The 22,274-nt window shown below is 73.1% G+C and carries 16 protein-coding genes; 13 read left to right on the top strand and 3 right to left on the bottom strand.

What is annotated here, in order from left to right; translation table 11 throughout:
• Nucleotides 1-125: 125 nt before the first annotated feature.
• A complete protein-coding gene (locus tag O7627_RS36190) occupies nucleotides 126-2,909 on the top strand; it encodes a BTAD domain-containing putative transcriptional regulator (RefSeq protein ID WP_278097939.1) in 2,784 nt (927 codons plus the stop codon).
• Here the strand turns inward: O7627_RS36190 and O7627_RS36185 are convergent.
• A complete protein-coding gene (locus tag O7627_RS36185; RefSeq protein ID WP_278097938.1) occupies nucleotides 2,906-3,451 on the bottom strand; it encodes a helix-turn-helix transcriptional regulator in 546 nt (181 codons plus the stop codon). The two genes, O7627_RS36190 and O7627_RS36185, sit on opposite strands and share 4 nt — an antisense overlap.
• 59 nt (nucleotides 3,452-3,510) lie before the next feature.
• Complete coding sequence (locus tag O7627_RS36180; protein ID WP_278097937.1) at nucleotides 3,511-4,269, bottom strand: hypothetical protein; 759 nt, start codon at nucleotides 4,267-4,269, stop codon at nucleotides 3,511-3,513.
• A 207-nt stretch (nucleotides 4,270-4,476) separates the two neighbouring features.
• Between O7627_RS36180 and O7627_RS36175 the strand changes: the two genes are divergently transcribed.
• The 11 genes from O7627_RS36175 (at nucleotide 4,477) to O7627_RS36125 (ending at nucleotide 17,994) form a co-directional block, all read left to right on the top strand.
• Nucleotides 4,477-4,773 carry a WXG100 family type VII secretion target gene (locus O7627_RS36175; protein WP_278097936.1) on the top strand — a complete coding sequence of 99 codons (297 nt, stop codon included), beginning with the start codon at nucleotides 4,477-4,479 and terminating at the stop codon, nucleotides 4,771-4,773.
• Nucleotides 4,774-4,791: 18 nt separating this feature from the next.
• Complete coding sequence (locus O7627_RS36170) at nucleotides 4,792-9,186, top strand: FtsK/SpoIIIE domain-containing protein (RefSeq protein WP_278097935.1); 4,395 nt, start codon at nucleotides 4,792-4,794, stop codon at nucleotides 9,184-9,186.
• Nucleotides 9,186-9,467, top strand: a complete 282-nt coding sequence (locus tag O7627_RS36165) for a hypothetical protein (protein WP_278097934.1) — start codon at nucleotides 9,186-9,188, stop codon at nucleotides 9,465-9,467. Before O7627_RS36170 ends, O7627_RS36165 begins: the two co-directional genes overlap by 1 nt.
• Complete coding sequence (locus tag O7627_RS36160; protein WP_278097933.1) at nucleotides 9,464-10,681, top strand: hypothetical protein; 1,218 nt, start codon at nucleotides 9,464-9,466, stop codon at nucleotides 10,679-10,681. Before O7627_RS36165 ends, O7627_RS36160 begins: the two co-directional genes overlap by 4 nt.
• Nucleotides 10,678-11,415 (top strand): hypothetical protein, encoded by a 738-nt coding sequence (locus tag O7627_RS36155; RefSeq protein WP_278097932.1) that lies wholly within the window; start codon nucleotides 10,678-10,680, stop codon nucleotides 11,413-11,415. Before O7627_RS36160 ends, O7627_RS36155 begins: the two co-directional genes overlap by 4 nt.
• Nucleotides 11,412-12,053 carry a hypothetical protein gene (locus tag O7627_RS36150; RefSeq protein ID WP_278097931.1) on the top strand — a complete coding sequence of 214 codons (642 nt, stop codon included), beginning with the start codon at nucleotides 11,412-11,414 and terminating at the stop codon, nucleotides 12,051-12,053. Before O7627_RS36155 ends, O7627_RS36150 begins: the two co-directional genes overlap by 4 nt.
• Nucleotides 12,053-13,669, top strand: a complete 1,617-nt coding sequence (locus O7627_RS36145) for an RICIN domain-containing protein (protein ID WP_278097930.1) — start codon at nucleotides 12,053-12,055, stop codon at nucleotides 13,667-13,669. The genes O7627_RS36150 and O7627_RS36145 overlap by 1 nt, the downstream gene beginning before the upstream one ends.
• Before the next feature lie 2 nt (nucleotides 13,670-13,671).
• Nucleotides 13,672-15,048: a S8 family serine peptidase gene (locus O7627_RS36140; RefSeq protein WP_278097929.1), complete on the top strand. Its 1,377-nt coding sequence runs from the start codon at nucleotides 13,672-13,674 to the stop codon at nucleotides 15,046-15,048.
• A gap of 144 nt (nucleotides 15,049-15,192) precedes the next feature.
• Entirely contained in the window at nucleotides 15,193-15,594 is a 402-nt protein-coding gene (locus O7627_RS36135; RefSeq protein WP_278097928.1) for an HPF/RaiA family ribosome-associated protein, read from the top strand.
• A 195-nt stretch (nucleotides 15,595-15,789) separates the two neighbouring features.
• Nucleotides 15,790-17,127 carry a choice-of-anchor B family protein gene (locus tag O7627_RS36130; RefSeq protein ID WP_278097927.1) on the top strand — a complete coding sequence of 446 codons (1,338 nt, stop codon included), beginning with the start codon at nucleotides 15,790-15,792 and terminating at the stop codon, nucleotides 17,125-17,127.
• 48 nt (nucleotides 17,128-17,175) lie between these two features.
• Nucleotides 17,176-17,994: a hypothetical protein gene (locus O7627_RS36125; protein WP_278097926.1), complete on the top strand. Its 819-nt coding sequence runs from the start codon at nucleotides 17,176-17,178 to the stop codon at nucleotides 17,992-17,994.
• On the opposite strand, the gene O7627_RS36120 is transcribed toward O7627_RS36125, so the two are convergent.
• Entirely contained in the window at nucleotides 17,975-21,379 is a 3,405-nt protein-coding gene (locus O7627_RS36120) for a BTAD domain-containing putative transcriptional regulator (protein WP_278097925.1), read from the bottom strand. The genes O7627_RS36125 and O7627_RS36120 overlap by 20 nt on opposite strands.
• 224 nt (nucleotides 21,380-21,603) lie before the next feature.
• Between O7627_RS36120 and O7627_RS36115 the strand changes: the two genes are divergently transcribed.
• The gene (locus O7627_RS36115; RefSeq protein WP_278097924.1) at nucleotides 21,604-22,269 is read left to right on the top strand and encodes a DUF998 domain-containing protein; all 666 of its coding nucleotides are present in this window, start codon (nucleotides 21,604-21,606) and stop codon (nucleotides 22,267-22,269) included.
• The last annotated feature ends 5 nt before the right edge of the window (nucleotides 22,270-22,274 follow it).

Here is a 22,274-nt window from a genome sequence, read left to right as displayed (position 1 = left end):
GGACCACCGGTCCGGACTGACCCTCCGAGACGGTGCCGGTACGGCCGGGTCACCGGCTGGGAGTACGCTGGGCCGCAAAGCCGGTCGATATGGACGGCCCGTGCGGAACCGGGGGAAGAGACTCGGTGAGTGAGGACCGCTTGAGGGTCGAAGGTTTCGGCCCGCTCCGCGTCTACGTAGACGACGACGAGATCGACCTCGGCCCGCCGAAGCAGCGCGCCGCCTTCGCCGTGCTGGCCCTCTGCGCCGGCACCACCGTCTCCCGCGGTGAGCTGGTCGACGGGATCTGGGGCGAGGCGCCGCCGACCACCGCGGCGGGGAGCCTGCACACCTATCTCTCCGGGCTGCGCCGTGCCCTCGGTCCACTGCAGAACCTGCTGGTCAGCGAGCGAGCCGGCTACTCGCTGCGGCTGCCGCGGGAGAGCTTCGACATCCTGGCCGGGGAGGACCTGGTCGAACGGGCGCGGATGGCCCGGGGCACCGGGCAGGCACTCGAGGCGTACCAGCAGGCGTTGGCGCGATGGTCGCCGGGGTCATATCTGGTCGGCGTACCGGGGCCGTTCGTCGCGCAGGCCCGCGACCGGCTGGCCGGGGTGCGGCTGCGACTCCTGGTCGACTACGCCGAGCTGGCACAGCCCACCAGGCTCCCGGAGGTGATCGACCGGCTGCTCGCGGAGATCCCCGCCCACCCGTTCGACGAACGGCTGCGCAGCGTCCTGATGACCGCGCTGCACCGCGTCGGCCGCACCGCCGACGCCCTGGCCCAGTACGAGAACCTGCGCCGAGGGCTCGCGGCCGAGCTGGGGATCAGCCCGGCGCCGGCGACGCAGGCCGTCTACGCGGAGATCCTCGCCGACGATCGGCGCGCCGGGGCGGACCCCCCGCCGAAGCCGGCGTCCGAAGGGGCGCTCCGGCCGGCGCAACTGCCCCACGACAACGACGTCTTCGTAGGTCGCTCCGCCGAACTGCTCGCGGTGCTGGGCAGCTCCGCCGGGCGGGCCGAGCCGCGACGGCGGATCGTCATGATCGTCGGAGTCGGGGGCATCGGCAAGACCGCGCTCGCCGTCCGGAGCGGGCACATGCTGCGCGACGGCTACCCGGACGGGCAGGTCTACATCAACCTGCGTGGCTTCGACCCGTCGCACGCGGCCCTCACCCCGGACGCGGCACTGCACCAGCTGCTGACCTCCGTCGGGGCGCGGCAGGTGCCGAGTGGGCACGAGGAGCGGATCGCGCTCTGGCGCAGCATGCTGGCCGACAAGCGGGTTCTGCTGGTGCTCGACAACGCCAGCACCGCCGAGCAGGTCGAGGACCTGCTGCCCGGCGGCGACACCTGCTTCGTCATCGTGACCAGCCGCAACCGGTTGTCCGGCCTGGCGGTCCGGCACGGCGCCCGCCGGATCCCGCTCGGGCCGCTCAGCCCGGACGAGTCGATGGGCCTGCTCGCCGCGATGGTGGGAGAGGACCGGGTGAAGGCCGAGCCGGAGCCCGCCCGCCGGCTCACGACGCTCTGCGACCGGTCCCCGTTCGCCCTCCAGATCGCGGCCGAGCAGGTCGGCTCGACCTCGGACGCGCGCATCGGTGACCTGGTCGGACAGTTGGAGAACGTCCAGCACCGGCTGGACGCGCTGCAGCTGGCCGACGACCCGCTCTGTTCCGTACGCGGTGTGCTCTCCTGGTCGTTCGCGGCGCTGACCGACGACGAGGCCAGGGCGTTCCGGCTGCTCGGCGTCTTCCCCGGACCGACCGTGACCCGGCACACCGCGGCGGCGCTGCTCGGCGTCGACCTCGACGGGGCCGAGAACCTGCTCGGCAAGCTCAGCGCCTGCTACCTCCTGGAACAGGAGGACGACCGGTTCACCATGCACGACCTGACCAAGGTGTACGCCACGGAGCTGTCCGGCGGGCTCGGGGCCGACGACCGCCGGGACGCGCTGTCGCGGGTGCTCTCCTGGTACCGGGTCACGCTCACCAACCGCCGCGGTGACGGGCTGGCCGCCCGGGGAGCGCCGATCGAGCCGCCGCACAGCGACGTACCGCCGGTCCTCTTCGACCAGCAGCGCGACTGCCTGCGCTGGTGCGAGGTGGAGTGGCAGAACATCGTCGCGCTGGTGCGGGCGGCCAACCGGGATCGCCAACACGGCCCCGCCTGGCACCTGACCTGCCTGCTCTTCGACTACTTCTACACGGCCGGTCAACCGCTGGAGTGGCTGGCCCTGCTGCGGGTGGCGATGCGTTCGGCCGAGGCGACCGGCAACCACCGGGCGCAGGCGATGCTGCTCAACCACTCCAGCGTCGCCTACTCCCGGCTGGGGCAGAACGACACCGCGGTACAGCAGCTCAACCGCGGGCTGGAGCTGCTGCTCAACCCCGACGACTGGCGGGACCGGATCAGCCTGCTCGGCAATCTGGCGTCGACGCTGCGCGAGGCGAAGCGGTACGACGCCGCCCGCGAGCCGGCCCGCGAAGCGCTGGAGCTGGCCCGCAAAGAGGGCATCGACTACTACCTGGCGGCGATGCACGACATCCTGTGCGAGCTGAACGCCGAGACCGGGCGGTGGGACGAGGCGATGCGCGACGGACTGCCGGGCCTGGCGTACGCCCGCCGGGCGCGCAGCCAGATCCTGGAGGCCAACCTGCTGATCAACCTCGGGTTGGCCCGGCACGGCCTCGGCCAGCAGGAGGCGGCGGAGGAGACCTTCGCCGACGCGCTGCGGATCAGCGAGGACGCCGGGGACCGCTACCACGAGGCGCTCGCGCTCTTCGGCCTGGCACGGGCGAGCGCATCCGACGGCGGAGGTGGAAAAGGCAGTGTCGACCTCGCTCGGCGGGCGCTGGTGCGGTTCGACGAGCTGCACGCCGAGGAGGCCGCCGAGGTGCGCGCCTTCCTGGCCGGTCTGGAGATCTAGGCGGACCCCGCGCGGGCGTGCTGCCAGATCAGGACCGCCTCGACCCGGTTGCGCGCGCCGAGCTTCGCGAAGATGCGGTTCACGTGGTTCTTCACGGTCTTCTGCCGGACCTTCAGCAGGACGGCGATGTCGGCGTTGCCCATGCCGCGGCAGATCGAGTCCATCACCTCGGCCTCCCGCGGTGACAGCGACCGGCAGTCGTCCGGTCCGGGGCGCGGCTGTTCGGCCGGTTGCCGGCGGTCGCGCGGGATCAACGCCAGCCGGTAGCGGGCGGTGGCCGGGTCGCGCTGCCGGGTGTGCGGCCCGGCCAGTCCGTTCAAAGCCTCGGCGAGCGCGCTCGTGCCGGGAGCCGCGCCGGTCCCCGGGACGACGACCACCTCGACCGAGGGCAGGCCGTCGATCTCGACGGCCAGGCCCTTGCTCGCGAACTCGTGACGGATGCGGGCCAGGATCTCCGGACTGGAGATCGCGATCCGCAGCCGACCGGCGGTCGCGGCGGGCGCCACGGAAGCCATCGTCGGCACCACGGAAGCCGTAGTCATGAGGACAAGTGTGGTCCCGACCGCTTCACGGGCCCTTCACGTTCGCTCCACACGGGTCGCTACGAGCGGAGACGCACCGGTTCCGTGAAGAGTCCGGTGTCGACGGCACCGTCCACGCCGACGGTGAACCGCCAGGTCGCGGCGTCTACGTCGACCGCCACCACCGTCCAGCGGCGGACCGGCTCGGCGAGCAGGCGGTCGACCTGGTACTGGTCCCGGCCGGCGGGTCGGTCGGCGAAGAGGAGGATGCCGCCCGCCGGGTCGTCCAGGACCGGCGCCACCTCGACCAGCCGGGACACGTCCACGCCGGCGAAGTCGGGGTCGGGTGCGAAGCCCACCCGGATCACCCGGGTGCCGGCCGACCACGGGCTGGTGGTGAGCCGCCGGGACCAGGAGCGGACCAGGCCGCGGGCCAGCTCGGTGTCGCCCTGCACGCCGATGATCCCGGCCGCCTGGCCGAGGTTGAGCAGCAGCCGCCCTTCGTCGATCACGCCGAGCGAGACCAGCAGCGGAAACGGGTCCGGCAGTCGTTCGTCGACCGCCGCGCCGGCCACCCACCGCAGCGTCGTCCGCCAGCCGCGGCCGTGCCGTTCCGCGGTCCACCCCGGCGGCGGCGTCTCGTCCGGGGTGGTCAGCCGCAGCGACAGCGACTCGGGGCCCAGGACCAGGGCGCCGACCGCGGGCACCGGGCGCTGCGCCTCGGCGCAGCCGGTGGCCAGCACACGGACCGCCCGGTCGACCGTCCACGCTCCGGAGCGCTCGTGGCCGCCCTGGTCGGCCGGCCGGCGGTCCACGGTGGCACGTCCCAGCCAGCTCACGGTCAACTCCCTCCACCGACGCCATCCGCCGTCGTGAATCGTCAGCGGTGCGGGGATGGCTGTCAACGCGTGGCCTGGGCCCAGGGGCCCATCTCCACCGGTCTCGTTCTGGACGTGGCCCGGGCGCCGTTTCTACGTTTGGGCTCGGTTGCCGAACCCCGGGCCGGGCGCCGCCGCACGGCTCGCACCACTCGAAGGGACGACCCGATGGCGAACCTCAACATCACCTACACGGAGATGTCGGACAGCGCGACCCGGATGCGCAACAACAAGAACGAGATCGACGCCCGGCTCACCGAGTGCAAGCAGATCGTGGACACCCTGACCACGTCCGGCTTCGTCACCGACCAGGCGTCCGGCCGGTTCGACGAGGTGCACACCGAGTTCATCACCGCGGCGAACCAGGTGATGGAGAACCTCGACCTGCTCTCCGAGTGGCTCGACAAGGCGGTCGAGGCGCTGCGCGACATGGACACCCAGCTCGCCGGCTCGCTGAACAAGTAACCGGGGTACGCCGTGCGCATGCTGATCACCCTGGCGGCCAAGCCGGCGTGGTCGGCCGACGTGGTGATTGACGCCGACCCCGCCACACCGGTCCGGGACATCGTCAAGAATCTGCTGGACAGCTTCGACCCGTCGTACCTCGCGCACGGCGCCACCCTGGACACCGGCCTCATCCATCTCGACGACCGCCCGCTCGATCTCGACCGGTCGCTTCAGGCGAGTGGGATGTACGACGGGTCGGTGCTCTGGATCGGCGGGCCGGGACCGGCGCCGTACACGGTCGGTGGCCTGGTGACGATCCGGGCGGTGGCCGGCGCCGACGCCGGCCGGCTCTGGTCGCTGGGTCCGGGCGAACACCGGATCGGCCAGGCCGACGGCTGCGCCGTCCGGCTGGCCGGTCTGGCGCCGGTCGCCGCGGTCGTCCGGGTGACCTTCGACGCGGAGGTGTACGTCCGCGCCGTCGACGACAGCGGTCTGCAGCTCGACCGCGAGGAGCTTTCCGGTACGGAGGTCGACTGGCCGGAGACCGCGCTGATCGCGGCCGGCGCCACCGTGCTGGAGGCGCACCCGGTGCGCTGCCCGGACGCGATGGTCGAGCCGTCGCCGGAGCGCGAGTACCTCGACTACAACCGGCCGCCGCGGCTGCTTCCGCCGGTCCGGCCGGACAAGTTCCGCATCCCGGCGGAGCCGAAGGCCCCGAGTTCGTTCGGGCTGCCGTGGCTGACGGCCACCCTGCCGGCGGCGTTCGGCATCGTGATGTCCCTGGTGCTGCGCAACCCGCTGTACCTGATGTTCGCGGCGATGTCGCCGCTGATGGTGCTGGGCAACTGGTGGACCAGCCGGAGGCAGGGCAACCGCAGCTACCGCAGCCAGCTGGCCGAGCACCGCAGGCGGGTGGCCGCGATCGAGGAGGACATCGCCGAGGCGCTGGTCCTGGAACGCCACGACGCCCGGGTCGGCGCCCCCGACCCGGCCGAGCTGCTGGTCGTCGCGACCGGCCCGCGCGCCCGGCTCTGGGAACGCCGCCGCACAGACCCGGACCACCTGGTGGTCCGGGTCGGCCTCGCCGATCTGCCGAGCGCGATCGTCGTCGACGAGGCCGGCGCCGACCGGCGTACGCCCCGGCAGCAGCCCGATGTCCCGGTGGCGTTCTCGATCGTGCAGGCGGGCGTCGTCGGTGTCGCCGGCCGCGACGACTGGCCCCGTCGCCTGGCGCGCTGGATGACCGGGCAGCTCGCCGTCATGCAGAGCCCCCGCGACCTGCAGCTGTATGTGCTCACCGACCCGGCGGGCGAGGCGTTGTGGGAGTGGACGGCCTGGCTGCCGCACACCCGGCCGTCGCTCGGTCAGCAGACCCTCACCCTGCTCGGCACGGACGCCGAGACCATCGCCCGCCGGATCGCGGAGCTGATCGAGCTGATCGACACCCGCCGGCAGGCCCGCCTCAACGTCGGCTCCGGGGTGGCGTTCGCCGACCCCGACGTGGTGGTCGTGCTGGACGGCGCCCGGCGGCTGCGGGCGCTGCCCGGCGTCGTCTCGATCCTGCTCGGCGGTCCGGCGGTCGGCGTCTACTTCATCTGTGTCGACTCCGACGAGCGGACCCTGCCGGAGGAGTGCACGACCGTGGTGGTCGGCGGTGCCGGCCTGCCCACCACGATGCGTCAGCAGCGGGCCGCGCAGATCGACGACGTCCGGGTCGACGAGGTGAGCGACGAGTGGTTCACCACCGTCGGGCGGCGGCTGGCCCCGGTCCGGGACGTGAGCGACACCCACGGCGAGGCTGCCCTGCCGCCGGCCGCCCGGCTGCTCGAGGTGCTGGGTCTGGAGGAGCCGTCGGCCGCCGGCATCAACGCCCGCTGGGCCGCGTCGCCGCGCAGCACCCGGGCGGTGATCGGCTACACCCTGGACGGGCCGTTTGCCCTCGATCTCGTCCACCATGGACCGCACGGCCTGGTCGCGGGCACCACCGGCTCCGGCAAGTCGGAGTTCCTGCAGACGCTGGTGGCCTCGCTCGCGGTCGCGAACCGGCCCGACGCGATGAACTTCGTCCTCGTCGACTACAAGGGCGGCGCCGCCTTCAAGGACTGCGTCGACCTGCCGCACACCGTCGGGATGGTCACCGACCTCGACACCCACCTGGTGGAGCGGGCGCTCACCTCGCTGGGGGCGGAGCTGACCCACCGCGAACACCTGCTCGCCTCGGTCGGCGCGAAGGACCTGGAGGACTACCTCGACTTCGCCAGCCGGCGGCCGGTGCCGGCGCCGATTCCCCGACTGCTGATCGTCATCGACGAGTTCGCGTCGATGGCGCGGGAACTGCCGGACTTCGTCACCGGTCTGGTGAACGTGGCGCAGCGCGGCCGGTCGCTCGGCATCCACCTGATTCTGGCCACCCAGCGCCCGTCCGGCGTGGTCTCCGCGGAGATCCGCGCGAACACCAACCTGCGGATCGCGTTGCGGGTGACCGACCAGGGCGAGAGCGCCGACGTGATCGACGCCCGGGAGGCGGCCAGCATCTCCGCCGCCCATCCGGGACGCGGGTACGCCCGGCTCGGGCACAGCTCGCTCATCCCGTTCCAGACCGGCCGGGTCGGCGGCCGCCGACCGCAGCGGGACCCGGCGCTGGCCGTGGCGGCGCCGTTCCTGCACCAGGTCGGCTGGCTGGACCTGGGCCGCCCATTGCCGCAGCGGCCCCGGGCCGCCGCCGAGACCGACGAGGCCACCGACCTGTCGGTGCTCGTCGAGGCGATCCGGCAGACGAACGACATGCTCGGCATTCCGGCGCAGCGCCGGCCCTGGCTGCCGCCGTTGCCGACCGCGTCGGTGCTGGAGTTGACCGCCGAGCCGCGCCGCGACGCCCGGGGTGAGCCCTCCTTCGTCTGGGCCGTGCAGGACCTGCCGCGCAGCCAGCGGCAGGTGCCGATGACGATCGACCTCTCCACCTTCGGCCACCTGCACATCGTCGGTGCGCCCCGGTCGGGCCGGTCGCAGGCGCTGCGGACGATCGCCGCGGCGGCGGCCGCCGCCGCGAGCGTGGCCGACCTGCACCTGTACGGGCTGGACTGCGGCAACGGCGCGTTGCTGCCGATGACGAAGTTCCCGCACTGCGGCGCGGTCGCGCAGCGCACCGACGTGGAGCGGGCCAGCCGCCTGCTGCACCGGCTGCACGCCGAGGTGCAGCGCCGCCAGCGGCTGCTCGGGGAGGGCGGGTTCGCGGACCTGACCGAGCAGCGGGCGGCCACCCCCGCCGCCGACCGGCTGCCGCACATCCTGCTGCTGCTCGACCGCTGGGAGGGGTTCATGGGGACCCTCAGCGAGCACGACAGCGGGGCGCTCACCGACCTGGTGCACATCCTGATGCGGGAGGGCGCCAGCGCGGGGGTGCACCTGATCGTGGCTGGCGACCACAGCCTGCTCAGCGGCCGGATGAGTTCGCTCTGCGAGGAGAAGCTCGTGCTGCGGCTCTCCGACCGCAGCGACGCGACGCTGGCCGGGCTCAACCCGCGCAAGATCCCGGAGAGCCTGCCGCCGGGGCGCGGCTACCGCGCCATCAGCGGAATCGAGGTGCAGGTCGCGCTGGTGGCCGAGGACCCGGCCGGCCCGGCCCAGGTGGCCGCCATGCACGCGCTCGCCGGCACGCTCACCGACCGGGAGGCGGCGGTGCCGAAGGCGCGGCGCCCCGCCCGGATCGCGGTCCTGCCCAGCCAGCTGACGCTCGACCAGGCGTGGGAGATCGTCGGCGTACCCGATCCGATGTGGGCGTTGCTCGGGGTCGGCGGGGACGAACTGGAGCCGGTCGGCGCGGACCTGCTCAACGACCAGCCGACCTTCCTGATCGCCGGCCCGTCCCGGTCCGGGCGCAGCACCGCGCTCGGCGTGATGGCGGAGTCGCTGCTGCGGTCCGGGACCGAGCTGGTGATCGGTGCGCCGATGCGGTCACCGCTGCGCGACCTGGCCGGCCGGCCGGGTGTGCGCGGGGTCATCACCGGCGACAACCCGACCGAGGAGGAGTTCGCCGCCCTGGTCGACCCGGGCGAGGGTCCGGTCGCGCTGCTTGTCGACGACGCCGAGGCGTGGCGGGACGTGTCGTGCCGGGACTGGCTGCGCCAACTGGTCCGCGGCGCGGCCGGGAACCGGCGGGCGGTGGTCATCGCCGGCGAGATCGCCTCGGTGGCGATGGGCTTCTCCGGCTGGCAGGTCGAGATCAAGAAGAACCGGCGCGGCGCGCTGCTCTCCCCGCCGACGCTCGGCGCCGGTGACCTGGTCGGGGTGCGGCTGACCCGGGCCGGGCTGGTCGACCGGGTGGTGCCCGGTGTCGCCCGGGTGCACCTGGGCGACGGGGAGTTGCAGACCGTCCAGATTCCGCTGCTGGCGGCGGAGCCGAACATCCGACGAGCGGGAACGGTGGTGTGATGGCCGACATCGTGGTCAGGGACCTGGGCGGTCTGGTCGACGATCTCAACGCGCTGATCGAGCAGTTCAACTCGGCGACCAAGTTCCAGAACGAGTTCAAGGGCCACTGGGGCCAGCACAACGCCAACCTGTCGATGGGCGACTTCGCCCACAACTGGCGGATCAACCGGAAAAAGATGGTCGAGTCAATGGAGAAGTTCCGCGACGAGGTCAAGTCGGCCGAGGAGAACTGGGCCGAGGGGGAGCGCCAGCTGGCGGCGAGCCTGGAGGAGAAGCCGTGACCGCCTTCCGGCTCAAGCTCCTCGACGACGCCGACCCGGCGAAGATCCACGACGCCCAGCGCCGGTACGCGGACATCTCCACCACCATCGACGACGCGATCGCCAAGCTCGCCAAGATCGTGGACGCCGGCAGCGATGGCCTGCGGGGCAAGTGGGTCGAGCCGCTCAAGAAGGACGCCGAGGAGATCAAGGACGGCCTGAGCAAGGCGTCGGTGCGGTACGAGGACGCGGCCGTCGAGATCCGCCGGTACGAGCCCGACCTGCAGCACGCCAAGTCCGAGGTCGCCGGGGCCCGCAGCGACCGGGAGGACGCGTCGCAGGCGCAGACCCGGGCGAACGCCCTGCCCGACCCGGTGCCGGGGCCGGACGGCACGATCCCGCCCGAGGAGCAGCAGAAGGGCGCCGACAAGTCCAAGGCACAGAGCGAGGCGGAGTCGGCGATGACGGCGGCGAAGAACCGCCTGACCGCCGCCCTGGACGCGCTGGACGTGGCCGGCAAGCGGCTCGGCGACGCGGTCAACTGCGACCGGTACGACGACGGGCTGACCGACACCCTCAAAGACAAGATCAACGAAGCCTTCAAGTGGATCAGCAAGATCTTCGGCATCATCGCGATGGTCCTGACCGCGCTCGCCTTCCTCATCCCTGGCGTGAACGCCCTGCTCTTCTTAGGCATCGCCGCCGGCGCGGTGGCCCTGATAGCCGACAGCGTGCTGCTGGCCCACGGCGAGGGCGACGTGGTCGACGTCATCCTCGGCGCGGTCGGGCTCGGCCTCGCCGGGATCGGGGTGGCCATCCTGAAGTTCGGCAGCAAGCTCGCCAGCACCATGAAGATCCTCGGCTCGCTCCGGTTCAACTTCGGCACCCTCGGCCCGGGCGGTGGGGTGGTCATCCCGCTCTCCAACATGGCCGACGTCCCCGCCCTGATCGCCAAGCCCGGCTTCTTCCGTACCGAGTGGACGACCTTCATGACCGGCCTGGAGAAGTGGTGGGGCGCCTTCCGGCACGGCAACTTCGGTGCCCTGGGCAAGTGGTGGTGGGACGGGGCGCGGGGGATCAGCACCCTTGGCGACCTGACCGGAATCCTCGGCGGCGCCACCCGCGGGATGAACTTCACCTGGCTGGCCTGGACCGTGCCGAACATCTTCTTCGCCCTCGCCGCCGGCCTGGTCTGGCCCGGCGGCCAGAACACCGATGCGTGGAACCGAGGATGACGTCACGATCCGGCCCGTCGGTGGTCCCCGAGGTCTCCTGGTTCTGGAACTGGGTGCCCGCCCCGGACAGCGACGCGCAGACGGTGACGGACTGGACCGCGCGGGTGTCGGCCCTGCTCGACGAGTGGGCGGGCGAGAAGGTGGCCGCCGCCCGGGCGGAATGGCCGGCCGAGGAGCCGGAGGAGTTCCCGTTCGCGATCGGCGAGATGGGGCAGGCGGTGGCGCGCAGCCTGCTGGAACGCGCCGCCGGGCTGCCCGCGTACGTCCGGCTCTTCTGGGGTGCGGCGTTCGTCGGCGGCGACCTGCGCTGGATGCCGTTGCTCGTCACGGCCGAGTTCCGCGAGCCGCGCGCGGACGACCCGGCCTACCTGATGGCCGAGGTCGGCGCCGACGGGCTCGGCGGGGACGTCCGGGAGCCGGTCATCGACTACGTGGCCACCGACCGCGGCGACGGACTGCGGGTGTTCGCGCTGGCCTCCTCCGAGGAGGAGGGCGTCTACGGCCGGGTCGACGCGGCGTTGCGGCTGGAGGTGCCGGCGACCGCGGCGGCGCCCGGCACCGACGTCGACGTGCTGCTGCGTACCCGGGTCTTCGGGATGGACCAGATGGCGCTGATCGGCTTCGGTGTGGAGGCGCTGATGCACCTGATCGCCGCCGACAGCATGGCCGCGCCGACCGGGGACGCCGCGCCGCTGCGATTCGCGGCCCCGACCGGCGGGAGGGACCAGTCATGATCGACTTTCAGCTCGTGGTGCCCGGTGGCTGGGTGCAGATCCCGACCACCCCCGAGATGTCCCGGGTCCGGGCGCGGATCATCGAGGAGATCATCCGGCAGCACCTGCCGGACACCCTGCCGCGCGACAAGGCCGGGCCGTGGCGGCGGGTGCTGCGCAAGGAACTCACCGAAGCGACCGACGAGGCCGGGAGCAACGGCGCCCGGGCGGTGCTGCTGCCGCTGCGGGAGTTCAACGGCAAGCGACTGCCCGGCTCGATGATCATGTCGGTGCTCGAGGACAGCGACGAGACCACCGACCCGGAGAAGCTGCTGGCGTCGATCCTCGCCGACGCCGGCCCGAACGGGGAGTACCTGGAGATCGGTGGCGCGTCCGCGGTGCGGATCTACGCGGTCATCGACAGCGACCGGATCAGGCGCAAGGCCCCGACGGTACGGGTCAGCTACTACGTGGCCAACCCCGACGTGCCCGGCGTCTGGGGACTGCTGACCTTCACCGTGCTCACCGACGGCGATGTCGACGCCGAACCGGTGCAGGCGATCGTCCTGCTCTTCGACATGATCGTCGGCACCCTGCGCTGGGGTGAACAGGTGGACGTGCCGACCGAGGACGAGTTGCTCGCGCAGGGAGCCAGTTGATGTTCCGGATGCCCAACGTCCGCCGGCCGGTGATCCTGGGCGCCGGCCTGTCGCTGATCATCCTGATCGGAGCCGCCGCCTTCGCGGCCCGGCAGGCGGCCAACGCCGCCGAACCGCTGGAAGGCAACCGGCTCAGCGCCACCGACGTACGCATTCTCGTCCGCGCCGCGGCGTCCTGCCCGACGCTCACCCCCGCCCGGCTGGCCGGCCAGGTCATGGTCGCCTCGAACTTCGACGACCAGCCGGTGCCGGAGATGCGCGACGGCGGCGCGGTCGGGGTCGCCGCGCTCACCCCCGAGCAGTGGCAGAAGTACGCGCCCTCGCCGGACGCCGTCCCGACCGACCGCGAGGACGCCATCACGGCGCTCGCGCACGCCATGTGCCAGCTCGTCGGCCAGTCCCGGGCGCTGAACATCGAGGAGGATCCGTGGCGGGTCGCGCTGGCGGCGCACCGGCTCGGCATCGACCAGGTGATCGCGGCCGGCGCGGTGCCGGAGAGCGCCGCCGACTACGTGGAGACCGTCGACCGCTACGCCGCCTGGTACGCCCTCCAGCCGGCCTTCGGCGGGCTGCCGGCCTCGCCGCCCGCCAGCGCCGGGTACCCCACCGGCGACCCGGTGGTCCTGGTGCCCGAGGTGTACCTGCCGCAGATCGTCACCGCCGGGAAGCGCTGCCCCGAACTGCCGCCGGCCCGGATCGCCGCGCAGATCATGGTGACCTCCGGCTTCGACCCGAACCGGCTCGGACCCGCCGGCGAGCAGGGCATCGCCCAGTTCCTGCCCGGCGTCTGGCGCACCCACGCCGACGTCGCTCCCCGCCGTACCCCGTGGGAGCCGGCGGTGGCGATCGCGGCCCTCGGCCGCGCGATGTGCAAGCTGATCGACCAGGCCGGCGGCGAGTACGGCCCGGCCCTCGCCGCGTTCACCCGGGGCGACCGGGCAGCGCAGACCCCGCTCGTCGAGGCCGTGAAGAAGGCCCAGACCGAGTACGCCAAGGACCCCCGCCTGCAACTGCCCAAGCCCCCGGCATCGAAGCCCGCCCCGTCGTCGCCCGCGGCGAAGCCGACCGGCGGGAACACCACCAAGGTGCGCGACAATCAGCCCCCGGTGAAGGCGGCCCAGGCGGACGGCTCGGGTCGCAGCTACGGTCCGTACTTCATCCTCAACCTGCGTACCAAGCTCTGTGTCGACATCCCCGGCACCGGCGCCGGTAAGCGTGACGGGCCGGTGAACCAGTTCACCTGCGCGAAGAACACCGAGGACAACCAGGAGTGGTCGTTCGTGCCGCGGGCCAAGGACAGCCAGGGCTACCAGCTCTACTGGATCCGCAACGTCGACGACGGCTTCTGCATCGACCCGCCCGGGGTCGGGACGGTGGCGAACGAGACCCAGCTCAACACCACCGGCTGCTTCGACCAGGACAACCAGTACTTCCGGCTGGAGCCGAAGCGCAGCTCCGGCGGGTTCCAGTACTACTGGCTGCGCAACACGGTCACCGACATGTGCCTTGAGGTCCCCGGCTCGGGTACCGGCGGCCCCGAGGCCCGGCTCCAGTTCGTTCCCTGCCTGGCCAACGACGACCACGACTGGGCGTTGGTCGAGAGGTCGGAGTGGTGAGGATGAGGCTTCGCGACCTGGCACTTGCGGCGACGTTCGCGGTGGCCGTCACCGGGACGGTCCCGGCTCCGGCGGTCGCCGCGGTGGCCCCGGCGGTCGGCTACTACTACACGGTGACGAACCCCCGGGAGAACCTCTGGTCGATCGCGGACCGCTTCCTGGGCGACGCGGACCGGGCCGGGGAGATCCTCGACCTCAACACCGGCCGGGTGCAGCCCGACGGCCGCCGGCTGTCGGACCCGGCCAACCTCCGCGCCGGCTGGCACCTCGTGCTGCCCTGGGACGCGGTCGGCGCCGAGCTGAACCACGGCCCGCTGCCGACGGTCGGCGCCAGCTCGTCGGACTGCGGTGCGAACGGCGCAGTACCGGCCGAGGCCGCCTGGGGGCAGACCCTGCTCACCCCCGACCGGGCCTGGACGGCCGCGGACGGCTCGGGCGTGAAGGTGGCGGTGATCGCGGCCGGCGTGAACGGCTCCGCCCCCGAGTTGGCCAACCGGGTCGCCACCGGGGCCGACGTGCTGGCCGGCACCGGCCGCGGTGACATCGGATGCGAGGGCGCCGGCACCGCCCTGGCCGGCATCGTCGCCGGCGACGACGACAACTTCGGCATTGCGCCCGGTGCCCGGATCGTGCCGATCCGGGCCGGCGCCAGCCGGCTGCCCAACCCGATCGCCGCGAGGTCCATCACCGTGGCGACCGGGACCGGTGCCGACGTGCTGCTGCTGGGGGTCGCGGTCGACGCCACCGACCGCGACGTCCGGGCCGCGATCGACGATGCGATCGCCCGGGACGTGGTGGTGGTGCTGCCCGCCACGGTCGCGGCGGCCCCCGCCGACGGTCTGCTCCGGGTCGGCGCGGCGGACGCCGACCAGCAGGCCGCCGAGAGCTACCCCGACGGTGCCGTGGACCTGCTGGCCCCCGGTGTGGATGTGGCGACGATCGGCCGGTCCGGCACCGGTGCGGAATATGCTGCCGCCTTCGTGGCCGGCACCGCGGCGCTGGTCCGCTCGGCCCACCCCGGGCTGCCCGCTGCCGACGTGACCCGGCAGGTCCGGGCCACCGTCGACGCCGGACTGGTGAGCCCGGTGGCCGCGGTGACGACACCGCTACCCGGCGGAGTGGGGGTGAACGCCGCAGCCCCCGAGCAGCCGGCCAACCGGCTGGCGACGCTGAGCCGGGTGCTCACCTGGGTCGGGGCCGGGCTGGTGCTCTTCCTGATCATGGGATTCCTCCTGCAACCGCCGGTGCGGGCGCTGACCGGAGTGCTGGCCCGCCGCCGGGCGCGGTTGGCGGGACGGGCGGCCCGGGCCCGGATGGCAGACGACACCGACGACCCGTTCTGGCATCCGCCGACCAGCGGCGCCCAGCCCGCACCGTGAAGCCTGCGGTCGAGTGCGTGCGGGCGGTGCCCGCTGGGTATGAGCTGATGGACCGTGAATCGTCCAACGGAGGTCAGCGAACATGCTCAGTGACAGCTTGTCCCGCGTCAGCGGATCCGTGCGCGCCGAGGGGAGGGCCAGCCGATGAGCGCCCGGTCGAACCCGGCCACCGTCGAGGACTGCCTCCGGATGGGTGCCGGATTCTCGCAGGGCGACCGGAACTGGATCGTCGAGCAGTTCACCACCCTGGACGCGCGGCTGGCCAGCTTCCCGGTCGACGGGACCGAGCTGGAGCTGTCGGTCAAGGACCGCGAGGCGAAGGGCCAGAAGGTCACCCTGGAGTGCTGGGTCGCCGGCCGACCGAAGATCGTCACCACCTCCACCGAGGAGGACCTGAAGGCGGCGCTCAACGACGTCCGGGACGATCTGCGCCGGCGCCTCAACGACTCGAAGACCAAGCGGGAACCGCGCAACAACCGCCACCTGCGGGATCTCCCGCCGGTCGAGCCGGCCGTCGAGGACGAGCAGCCCGAACCCCGGTCGTAGCAACGGTCCCACCGTGTCCCGGTCCGCGTTCGCGCGGGCCGGGACACTCGTGTCCGGGGCCGATATGACGGTTTCGGTATCACCACCGTCCCTTGACTGGCCTTTTCGGACACCGCACGCTCACTTAAACGGATCAATGTCATTCGGGGCCGGTGGCCACCGCCGCCCGCCGCCGTACGACGACAGGAGGCCCGCATGCGTGGGAGACGAACAACGATCGGCGTCGCGCTGGTGGTGTTGGCCGGGACACTGGCCGCACCGACGGCGCCCTCCGTCGCGCACGACCCGGACACCCCCGCCGGGCGGGAATCGGCGGTGGCCTTCATGGCGCAACGCGAGCCCACCCAGAGCCTGGCCCCGCTGGCGGCGGTCTCCTGCAGCGGCGGGCAGGCCAGCGGTTACCCGTGCCGCAACGTCGACCTGCTGGCGTTCATGCCGCTGAGCCAGATCGGCGGCAGCCAGGGCAACGACATCTGGGGCTGGACCGATCCGACCAACCGCAAGGAGTACGCCCTGGTCGGCCGCCGCAACGGCACGTCCTTCGTGGACGTCACCAACCCGACCGCGCCGGTCTACCTGGGGAACCTACCGGCGTACCAGAACCGGACGGCGATCTGGCGGGACATCAAGGTCTACCGGGACCACGCCTTCATCGTCGCCGACGTCAGCGGGCACGGCATGCAGGTCTTCGACCTGACCCGGCTGCGCGGGGTGACCACGCCCCGGACCTGGACCGCCGACACCCACTACAACCGGTTCGGCAACTCGCACAACATCGCCATCAACGAACAGACCGGCTTCGCGTACGCGGTCGGCTCCAACACCTGCAGCGGCGGCCTGCACATGGTGAACATCGCCACCCCGAAGGCACCCGCGTACGCCGGCTGCGTCAGCGGAGACGGCTACACCCACGACACCCAGTGCGTCGTCTACCGGGGACCGGACAGCGCCTACACCGGCCGGGAGATCTGCGTCAGCTCCAACGAGGACACCGTCACCATCGTGGACGTGACGAGCAAGTCCAGCCCGCGGCAGCTGGTCAAGGCGTCGTACTCCGGCCGCCAGTACACCCACCAGGGCTGGCTCACCGAGAACCAGCGCTACTTCCTGCTCGACGACGAGCTGGACGAGTCGCGGGCCGGCGGCGGCACGAAGACCTTCGTCTTCGACCTGTACGACCTGGACGCGCCCCGGCACATCGGCACCTACACCTCGTCGGCGGCCGCCACCGACCACAACCAGTACGTCAAGGGCAGCTACAGCTACCAGGCCAACTACCGGGCCGGCCTGCGCATCCTGGACCTGCGCAACGTCGGGTCCGGCACGCTCACCGAGGCCGGCTACTTCGACATCTACCCGTCGAGCAACACCGCGTCGATGAACGGCGCGTGGAGTGTCTACCCGTACTTCCCCAGCGGCAACGTGGTGGTCAGCGGGATCGAGCAGGGGCTCTTCGTCCTGCGACCCAACCTGCCCACGGTGGCGGCGGAGGCGGAACCGGTCGTCATTCCCGCCCGACTGCCGGCCGCCTGACGGGAGCCGGTCATCTCGCGCATCGATCGACGGGGCCTGCCGAGGGCGGTGGCCATCACGGTGATCCTCGGGCTGACGGCGGCGGCCGGCTTCGTGGCCGGCCGGTCCGCCGCACCCCCGGCCACCGCCCGGCCGGCGGCGGTCCAACCCGGCCACGCCGGTCACCAGGTGGGCGGCCTGCAGATCAGCCAGGGTGGCTACACCCTGGAGCTGCTGGCCGCCCCGTCGGTGGCCGGCGAGGCCGGCGAGCTGGCGTTCCGGATCGCCGGCCCGACCGGCGCCAGCGTCACCGAGTTCCGCCAGAACCACGAACGCGACCTGCACCTGGTGCTGGTCGGCCGGGACCTCGGCGGCTACCGGCACCTGCATCCGGCGATGACCCCGGACGGGACGTGGCGGGTGCCGGTGACGGTCGCGGCGGCGGGGGCGTACCGGGTCTTCGCGGACTTCGTCCCGGCCGGCGCCGAGCTGCCGGTCACGCTCGGGACGGACCTGCTGGTGCCCGGCGAGTACGCGCCGCGGGCCGCCCCACCAGCAGACGAGGCGACCGTCCTCGTCGACGGCTACACGGTGACCCTGGACGGCGGGCTGCGACCCGGTCAGGCCAGTCAGATCCTGGTGTGGCTGGGCCGCGACGGCGTACCGGTGCCGGATCTGGAGCGCTACCTCGGCTCCTACGGGCATCTGGTCGCGCTGCGGCACGGCGACCTCGGCTACCTGCACGTGCACCCGGCGCCGGCCAGCGCCGCCAGCTCGGTGGTCGCGTTCGTGGTCCAGGTGCCGTCGGCCGGCAGCTACCAGCTCTTCTTCGAGTTCCAACACGGCGGCGTGGTCCGCACCGCCGAGTTCACGCTGGCAGCCTACTGACCCGGCGGGACCGGCCGCCGCTACCGCTGGCCGGTCCGGTCCCGCCGGCCAGCAGCCGCCGGACCTCGGCGGTCTCGGCCGCCTCGAACTCGGCGAAGATGGCCAGCGCCCGCCGCCAGTGCTCGACCGCCGCCCCGCCGGCCGCACCGCCGCCGCGCTTGCCGGCTGGCTCCCCCGTCGGGTCGGGTCCGGCGGCCAGCAGGGCCACCGCCCGACCGAGCACCAGGTGTCCGCGCGCCCGTCCGAGGCGGTGACCGGTCCGACCGTGCACCGCCAGCGCCCGGCGGGCCGATTCGACGGCCCGGTCCGGCCGGTCGGCGGCGATCTCCGCCGCCGCCAGGGCGAGGTACGCGTGCCCGGCGAGCACCTGGTAGCCGGTCAGTTCGGCGAGCCCGACGGCCTCGGTCGCGAACCTGACCGCCCGGTCCGGCCGGCCGCTTTCCCGCCAGCCGTCGGCCAGCCCGATCAGGGCGGCCAGCTCCGGGTGCCGGCTGTCGCTGCCCCGGGAGAGGGCGAGCGCCGTGGCGTGGCATTCGATCGCGGTGGCCGGCGCACCGAGCCGCAGGTGGATCCGGCCCAGCGTGTTGCGGGTGTCCGCCCGGTAGCGCGGATTGCCGGTCTCCTCGGCCAGCGCGTCGGCCCGTCGGGCGTACGAGAGGGCCTGCTCGTGGTCACCGGTGTCCCGGTGCACCTCGGCGATGGTGCGCAGTGCCTCCGCCATCCCGCTGCGGTCGCCGATCTGCTGATGCAGTGCCAGCCCCGCCGCCAGGTGCCGCAGCGCCTCCTGCGGGTGGCCGAGCTCCAGGTGCAGTGCGCCCAGGTTGCACAGGTCGACCGCCTGCCCGAACGGTGAACCCAGTTGCCGGGCGATCGCCAGCGACCGGGTGTGGTGGTCGGCCGCCCGGGCGAGCTGGCCGAGCTGCCAGTAGACCGCCCCGAGGTTGGACAGGTTCGCCGACTGGCCAGCGAGCCGGCCGGTGCGTTGAGCCAGCAGCAGCGCCTCCTGGTAGCGCTCGGCCGCCTCGGCAAGCTGCCCGGACCACCAGTGCACGTTGCCGAGGTTGCCGAGCGAGGCTGACTCGCCGTCGGTCCAGCCGGCCAGCCGGTCGAACCGCAACGCCTCCCGGTAGTGCTCGATGGCGAGCTGGTAGCGGCTCTGCCGGCCGTGCGCGTCGCCGAGGCTGAGCTGGGCCGCCGCCTGACCGCGCAGATCTTTGTCGGCCTCGGCGGCGACCCGGCCGGCCTCGGCGACGGTCAGCCAGTCCAGGGCGTGCATCCGCAGCCAGAAGTAGCCGCGCAGCGCGTCGGCCAACTGCCAGGCCACCCGGTACGGCCCGTGTGCGGCGGCGTGGACGATCGCCGCGACCAGGTTGGGTCGGGCGGCGTCGAGCCAGTCCAGCGCCGCGGCACTGTCCGGGAAGGACAGCCCGTCAGCGGCGGCGGTCCCGGGATCGGTGGCGCGCAGGAGTTCCGGGTAGAGGTGGGCGGCGGCCGCGTCCACGGTGGCGGCGTACCACCGGTAGAGCCGGTCGGTCGCCGCCGTCCGGTCGGCTCCGCTCTCCTCGCCGTCGGCGAGTTCGCCGGCGTACCGGCAGATCAGGTCGTGGGCGGCGATCCGGTCCGGGGTCGGCTGGTGGACCAGGTGCGCGGCGGCGAGCCGGTCGACCGTGTCGGCCGCCTCGGCGCGCGACACGCCGGCGAGCGCGGCCGCCGCGTCCAGCAGGATGTCCGGCCCGGCGGCGAGCCCGAGCAGCCGGAACATCCGCCGGGCCCGGTCGGGCAGGGTCCGGTACGTCAGTTCGAAGGCGGGCCGGACGGCCACCCGGTCGTCTCCGCTGATCGCCAACCCGGTGAGCCCCGCGCCGCCGGTCAGGTCGGCGACGTGGTCGGCGATCCGCCGGTGTGGTCGGTCGGTGATGTTGGCCGCGGCGATCCGCAGCGCGAGCGGCAGGTGCGCGCAGGCGCCCGCCAGGTCGCCGGCCGCCGCCGGTTCGGCCGCGATCCGGGCGGGTCCGATCATCGAGGCCAGCAGGGCGGCCGCCTCGCCCGGCGTGAGCTCCGGCAGGGTGAGCCGGCGGGCGCCCTCCCGCGCGACCAGCCCGCTGAGCCGGTCCCGGCTGGTGATCAGCACCCGGCAGTGCGGATCGCCGGGCAGCAGCGGGCGGACCTGCTCGGCGTCGCGGACGTTGTCCAGCAGGATCAGCATCCGCCGGCCGGCCAACCGGCTGCGGTAGAGCGCGGTGGCCGCTTCGGTCTCCACCGGAACCCGGTCCGTGGGCACCCCGAGGGCCGGCAGGAAACCGGTCAGCGCGGCCAACGGCTGCACCGGCGAGCCGGGCGCCCAGCCGCGCAGGTCCAGGTAGAGCTGCCCGTCGGGGAACTTGTCCCGGACCCGGTGCGCCCAGTGCACGGCGAGCGCCGTCTTGCCCACCCCGGCGCCACCGACGATCATCGAGATGCCCTCGCCGGTCAGCAGGTCGTCCAGCGCGTTGAGCTGCTCGACCCGCCCGACGAACGCCGGCACCGGCGCCGGAAGCTGCGCCGGCGTGGGCAACCCGGCCGACTCGACCGGCGCCTCGCGACTGCCCACCCCGATCGCATCGGGCGTCGGACCGCCGAATCCGCGCAGCCGGGCGTACTCGGCCAGCACGTCGGTGCCGGTCAGCACCGCGTGCTCCAGCCGGCGCAGCAGACCGCCCGGGTCGACGCCGAGCTGGTCCACCAGGAGGCGGCGCACCTCCTGGTATGCGGCGAGCGCGTCGGCCTGCCGGTCGGCCAGCTGCAGGGCCACCATGAGCTGCGCCCAGAGCCGCTCCCGGAACGGGTACGCGCGGACGTGCCCCTGCAACTCGGCGACCAGGCCGAGCAGCCGACCCAACCGCAGGTCGACGTCGATGCGTTCCTCGAGCACCGCGAGTCGGCGCTCGGTCAGGCGGTCGGCCTCCACCCGGCAGATCTCCAGGTTGATCCCGTCCAGCGGGTCGCCCCGCCACAGCGACAGCGCCTGGTAGCGGGCGGCGGCCGCCGCCACCAGCCGGCCGGCCTCGGTGTCCCGGCTGGCCGTCGCCGCCAGCTCCTCGAACCGGTCGAGATCAAGCTCGCCGGCGCCGACCCGCAGCAGGTAGCCGGGTGCGGCGGTGACCAGCGGCCGCCAGTCGCCGTGGTGCAGCGTACGGCGTAGTTGCGCGACGCAACCCTGGAGCAGGCTCCGGGCGGTCGGCGGGGGTTGCTCACCCCAGAGCAGGTCGATCAACCGGTCGGTGGCGACCACCCGGTTCGCGTTGAGCAGGAGCACGGCGAGCAGGTCGCGGCGCTGCGGTCCGCCGAGCGGCAACATCCGCCCGTCGTGCCAGACCTCAAGGGGCCCGAGCAGGAAAAACCGCATGCTGACTGCCTATCAGAGGCGGCTGGTGCGCTCCATCGAATTGCGGTCCGAACTGGCCGGTCGGGCGGTCGCGGGCTGTCGGGTTTCCGCCAACCGGATGCCGGCCGAAAGTCGCCGGGGGCGCCGGGCGGGGAGCGACTTTAGTAGCCGGGATTGTCTACTTTAACCACTGATGCCATCGGCGTACCATCCGCTGCAATTGTGGGGAGAGAAGGGGGTCGTCGATGGCCGCGCGAGCATCCCGCCCGGTGCCGCCCCGGCGCCGCGGCACTTCCGCCCTGCTGGCCTGCGGGGCCGTCGCCGCGCCCCTGTTCCTGGCGGTCGTGCTCGTCGAGGGGGCGCTCCGGCCGGACTACCAAACCAGCCGGCACCTGGCGAGCGCGCTGAGCATCGGCGACCGGGGCTGGGTCCAGATCGGCAACTTCGTCCTGACCGGACTGATGATGTGCGCCTTCGCCGTCGGGGTGCGGCGGGCGATCGGCGGCGGTCGGGGCGGCCGCTGGGCGCCGATCCTGATCGGCGCGTACGGGTTGGGGTTGGTCGCCTCCGGCCTCTTCGTCTCCGATCCGGTGAACGGCTACCCGCCGGGTGCGACGGCCGACACCTGGCACGGGACCGCGCACGACCTGGCCGCGGTCGTGGTCTTCGGCGCGCTGCCGCTGGGCTGTCTCGTGCTGGCCCGCCGGTTCGCGTCCCGGCGCGGCGAACGACGGTGGGCGGTCTACTCGGTGGTGACCGCGCTGGCCGTGCCGGCGCTCCTGTTCGGAGTGACCGTCGAGGACCGGGCCGGCCTCTTCCAGCGGGCCACCATCGCCGTCGGGTGGGCCTGGATCGCCCTGGTCGCCCTCCACCTGCGGGCCGAACTGCGCCGCACCCGCCAGCGGGGTTGACCGAC

Source organism: Solwaraspora sp. WMMD1047 (assembly GCF_029626155.1).
In the GTDB taxonomy this organism is placed as follows: domain Bacteria; phylum Actinomycetota; class Actinomycetes; order Mycobacteriales; family Micromonosporaceae; genus WMMD1047.
This window is presented reverse-complemented; position numbering and strand designations above follow the sequence as displayed.

What these genes read in the sequence shown, in the direction of transcription:
- O7627_RS36185 (WP_278097938.1), bottom strand. Translation starts at nt 3,451, where the DNA reads ATGACTACGGCTTCCGTGGTGCCGACGATGGCTTCCGTGGCGCCCGCC.
- O7627_RS36175 (WP_278097936.1), top strand. Translation starts at nt 4,477, where the DNA reads ATGGCGAACCTCAACATCACCTACACGGAGATGTCGGACAGCGCGACC.
- O7627_RS36170 (WP_278097935.1), top strand. Translation starts at nt 4,792, where the DNA reads ATGCTGATCACCCTGGCGGCCAAGCCGGCGTGGTCGGCCGACGTGGTG.
- O7627_RS36165 (WP_278097934.1), top strand. Translation starts at nt 9,186, where the DNA reads ATGGCCGACATCGTGGTCAGGGACCTGGGCGGTCTGGTCGACGATCTC.
- O7627_RS36155 (WP_278097932.1), top strand. Translation starts at nt 10,678, where the DNA reads ATGACGTCACGATCCGGCCCGTCGGTGGTCCCCGAGGTCTCCTGGTTC.
- O7627_RS36150 (WP_278097931.1), top strand. Translation starts at nt 11,412, where the DNA reads ATGATCGACTTTCAGCTCGTGGTGCCCGGTGGCTGGGTGCAGATCCCG.
- O7627_RS36145 (WP_278097930.1), top strand. Translation starts at nt 12,053, where the DNA reads ATGTTCCGGATGCCCAACGTCCGCCGGCCGGTGATCCTGGGCGCCGGC.
- O7627_RS36140 (WP_278097929.1), top strand. Translation starts at nt 13,672, where the DNA reads ATGAGGCTTCGCGACCTGGCACTTGCGGCGACGTTCGCGGTGGCCGTC.
- O7627_RS36135 (WP_278097928.1), top strand. Translation starts at nt 15,193, where the DNA reads ATGAGCGCCCGGTCGAACCCGGCCACCGTCGAGGACTGCCTCCGGATG.
- O7627_RS36130 (WP_278097927.1), top strand. Translation starts at nt 15,790, where the DNA reads ATGCGTGGGAGACGAACAACGATCGGCGTCGCGCTGGTGGTGTTGGCC.
- O7627_RS36120 (WP_278097925.1), bottom strand. Translation starts at nt 21,379, where the DNA reads ATGCGGTTTTTCCTGCTCGGGCCCCTTGAGGTCTGGCACGACGGGCGG.
- O7627_RS36115 (WP_278097924.1), top strand. Translation starts at nt 21,604, where the DNA reads ATGGCCGCGCGAGCATCCCGCCCGGTGCCGCCCCGGCGCCGCGGCACT.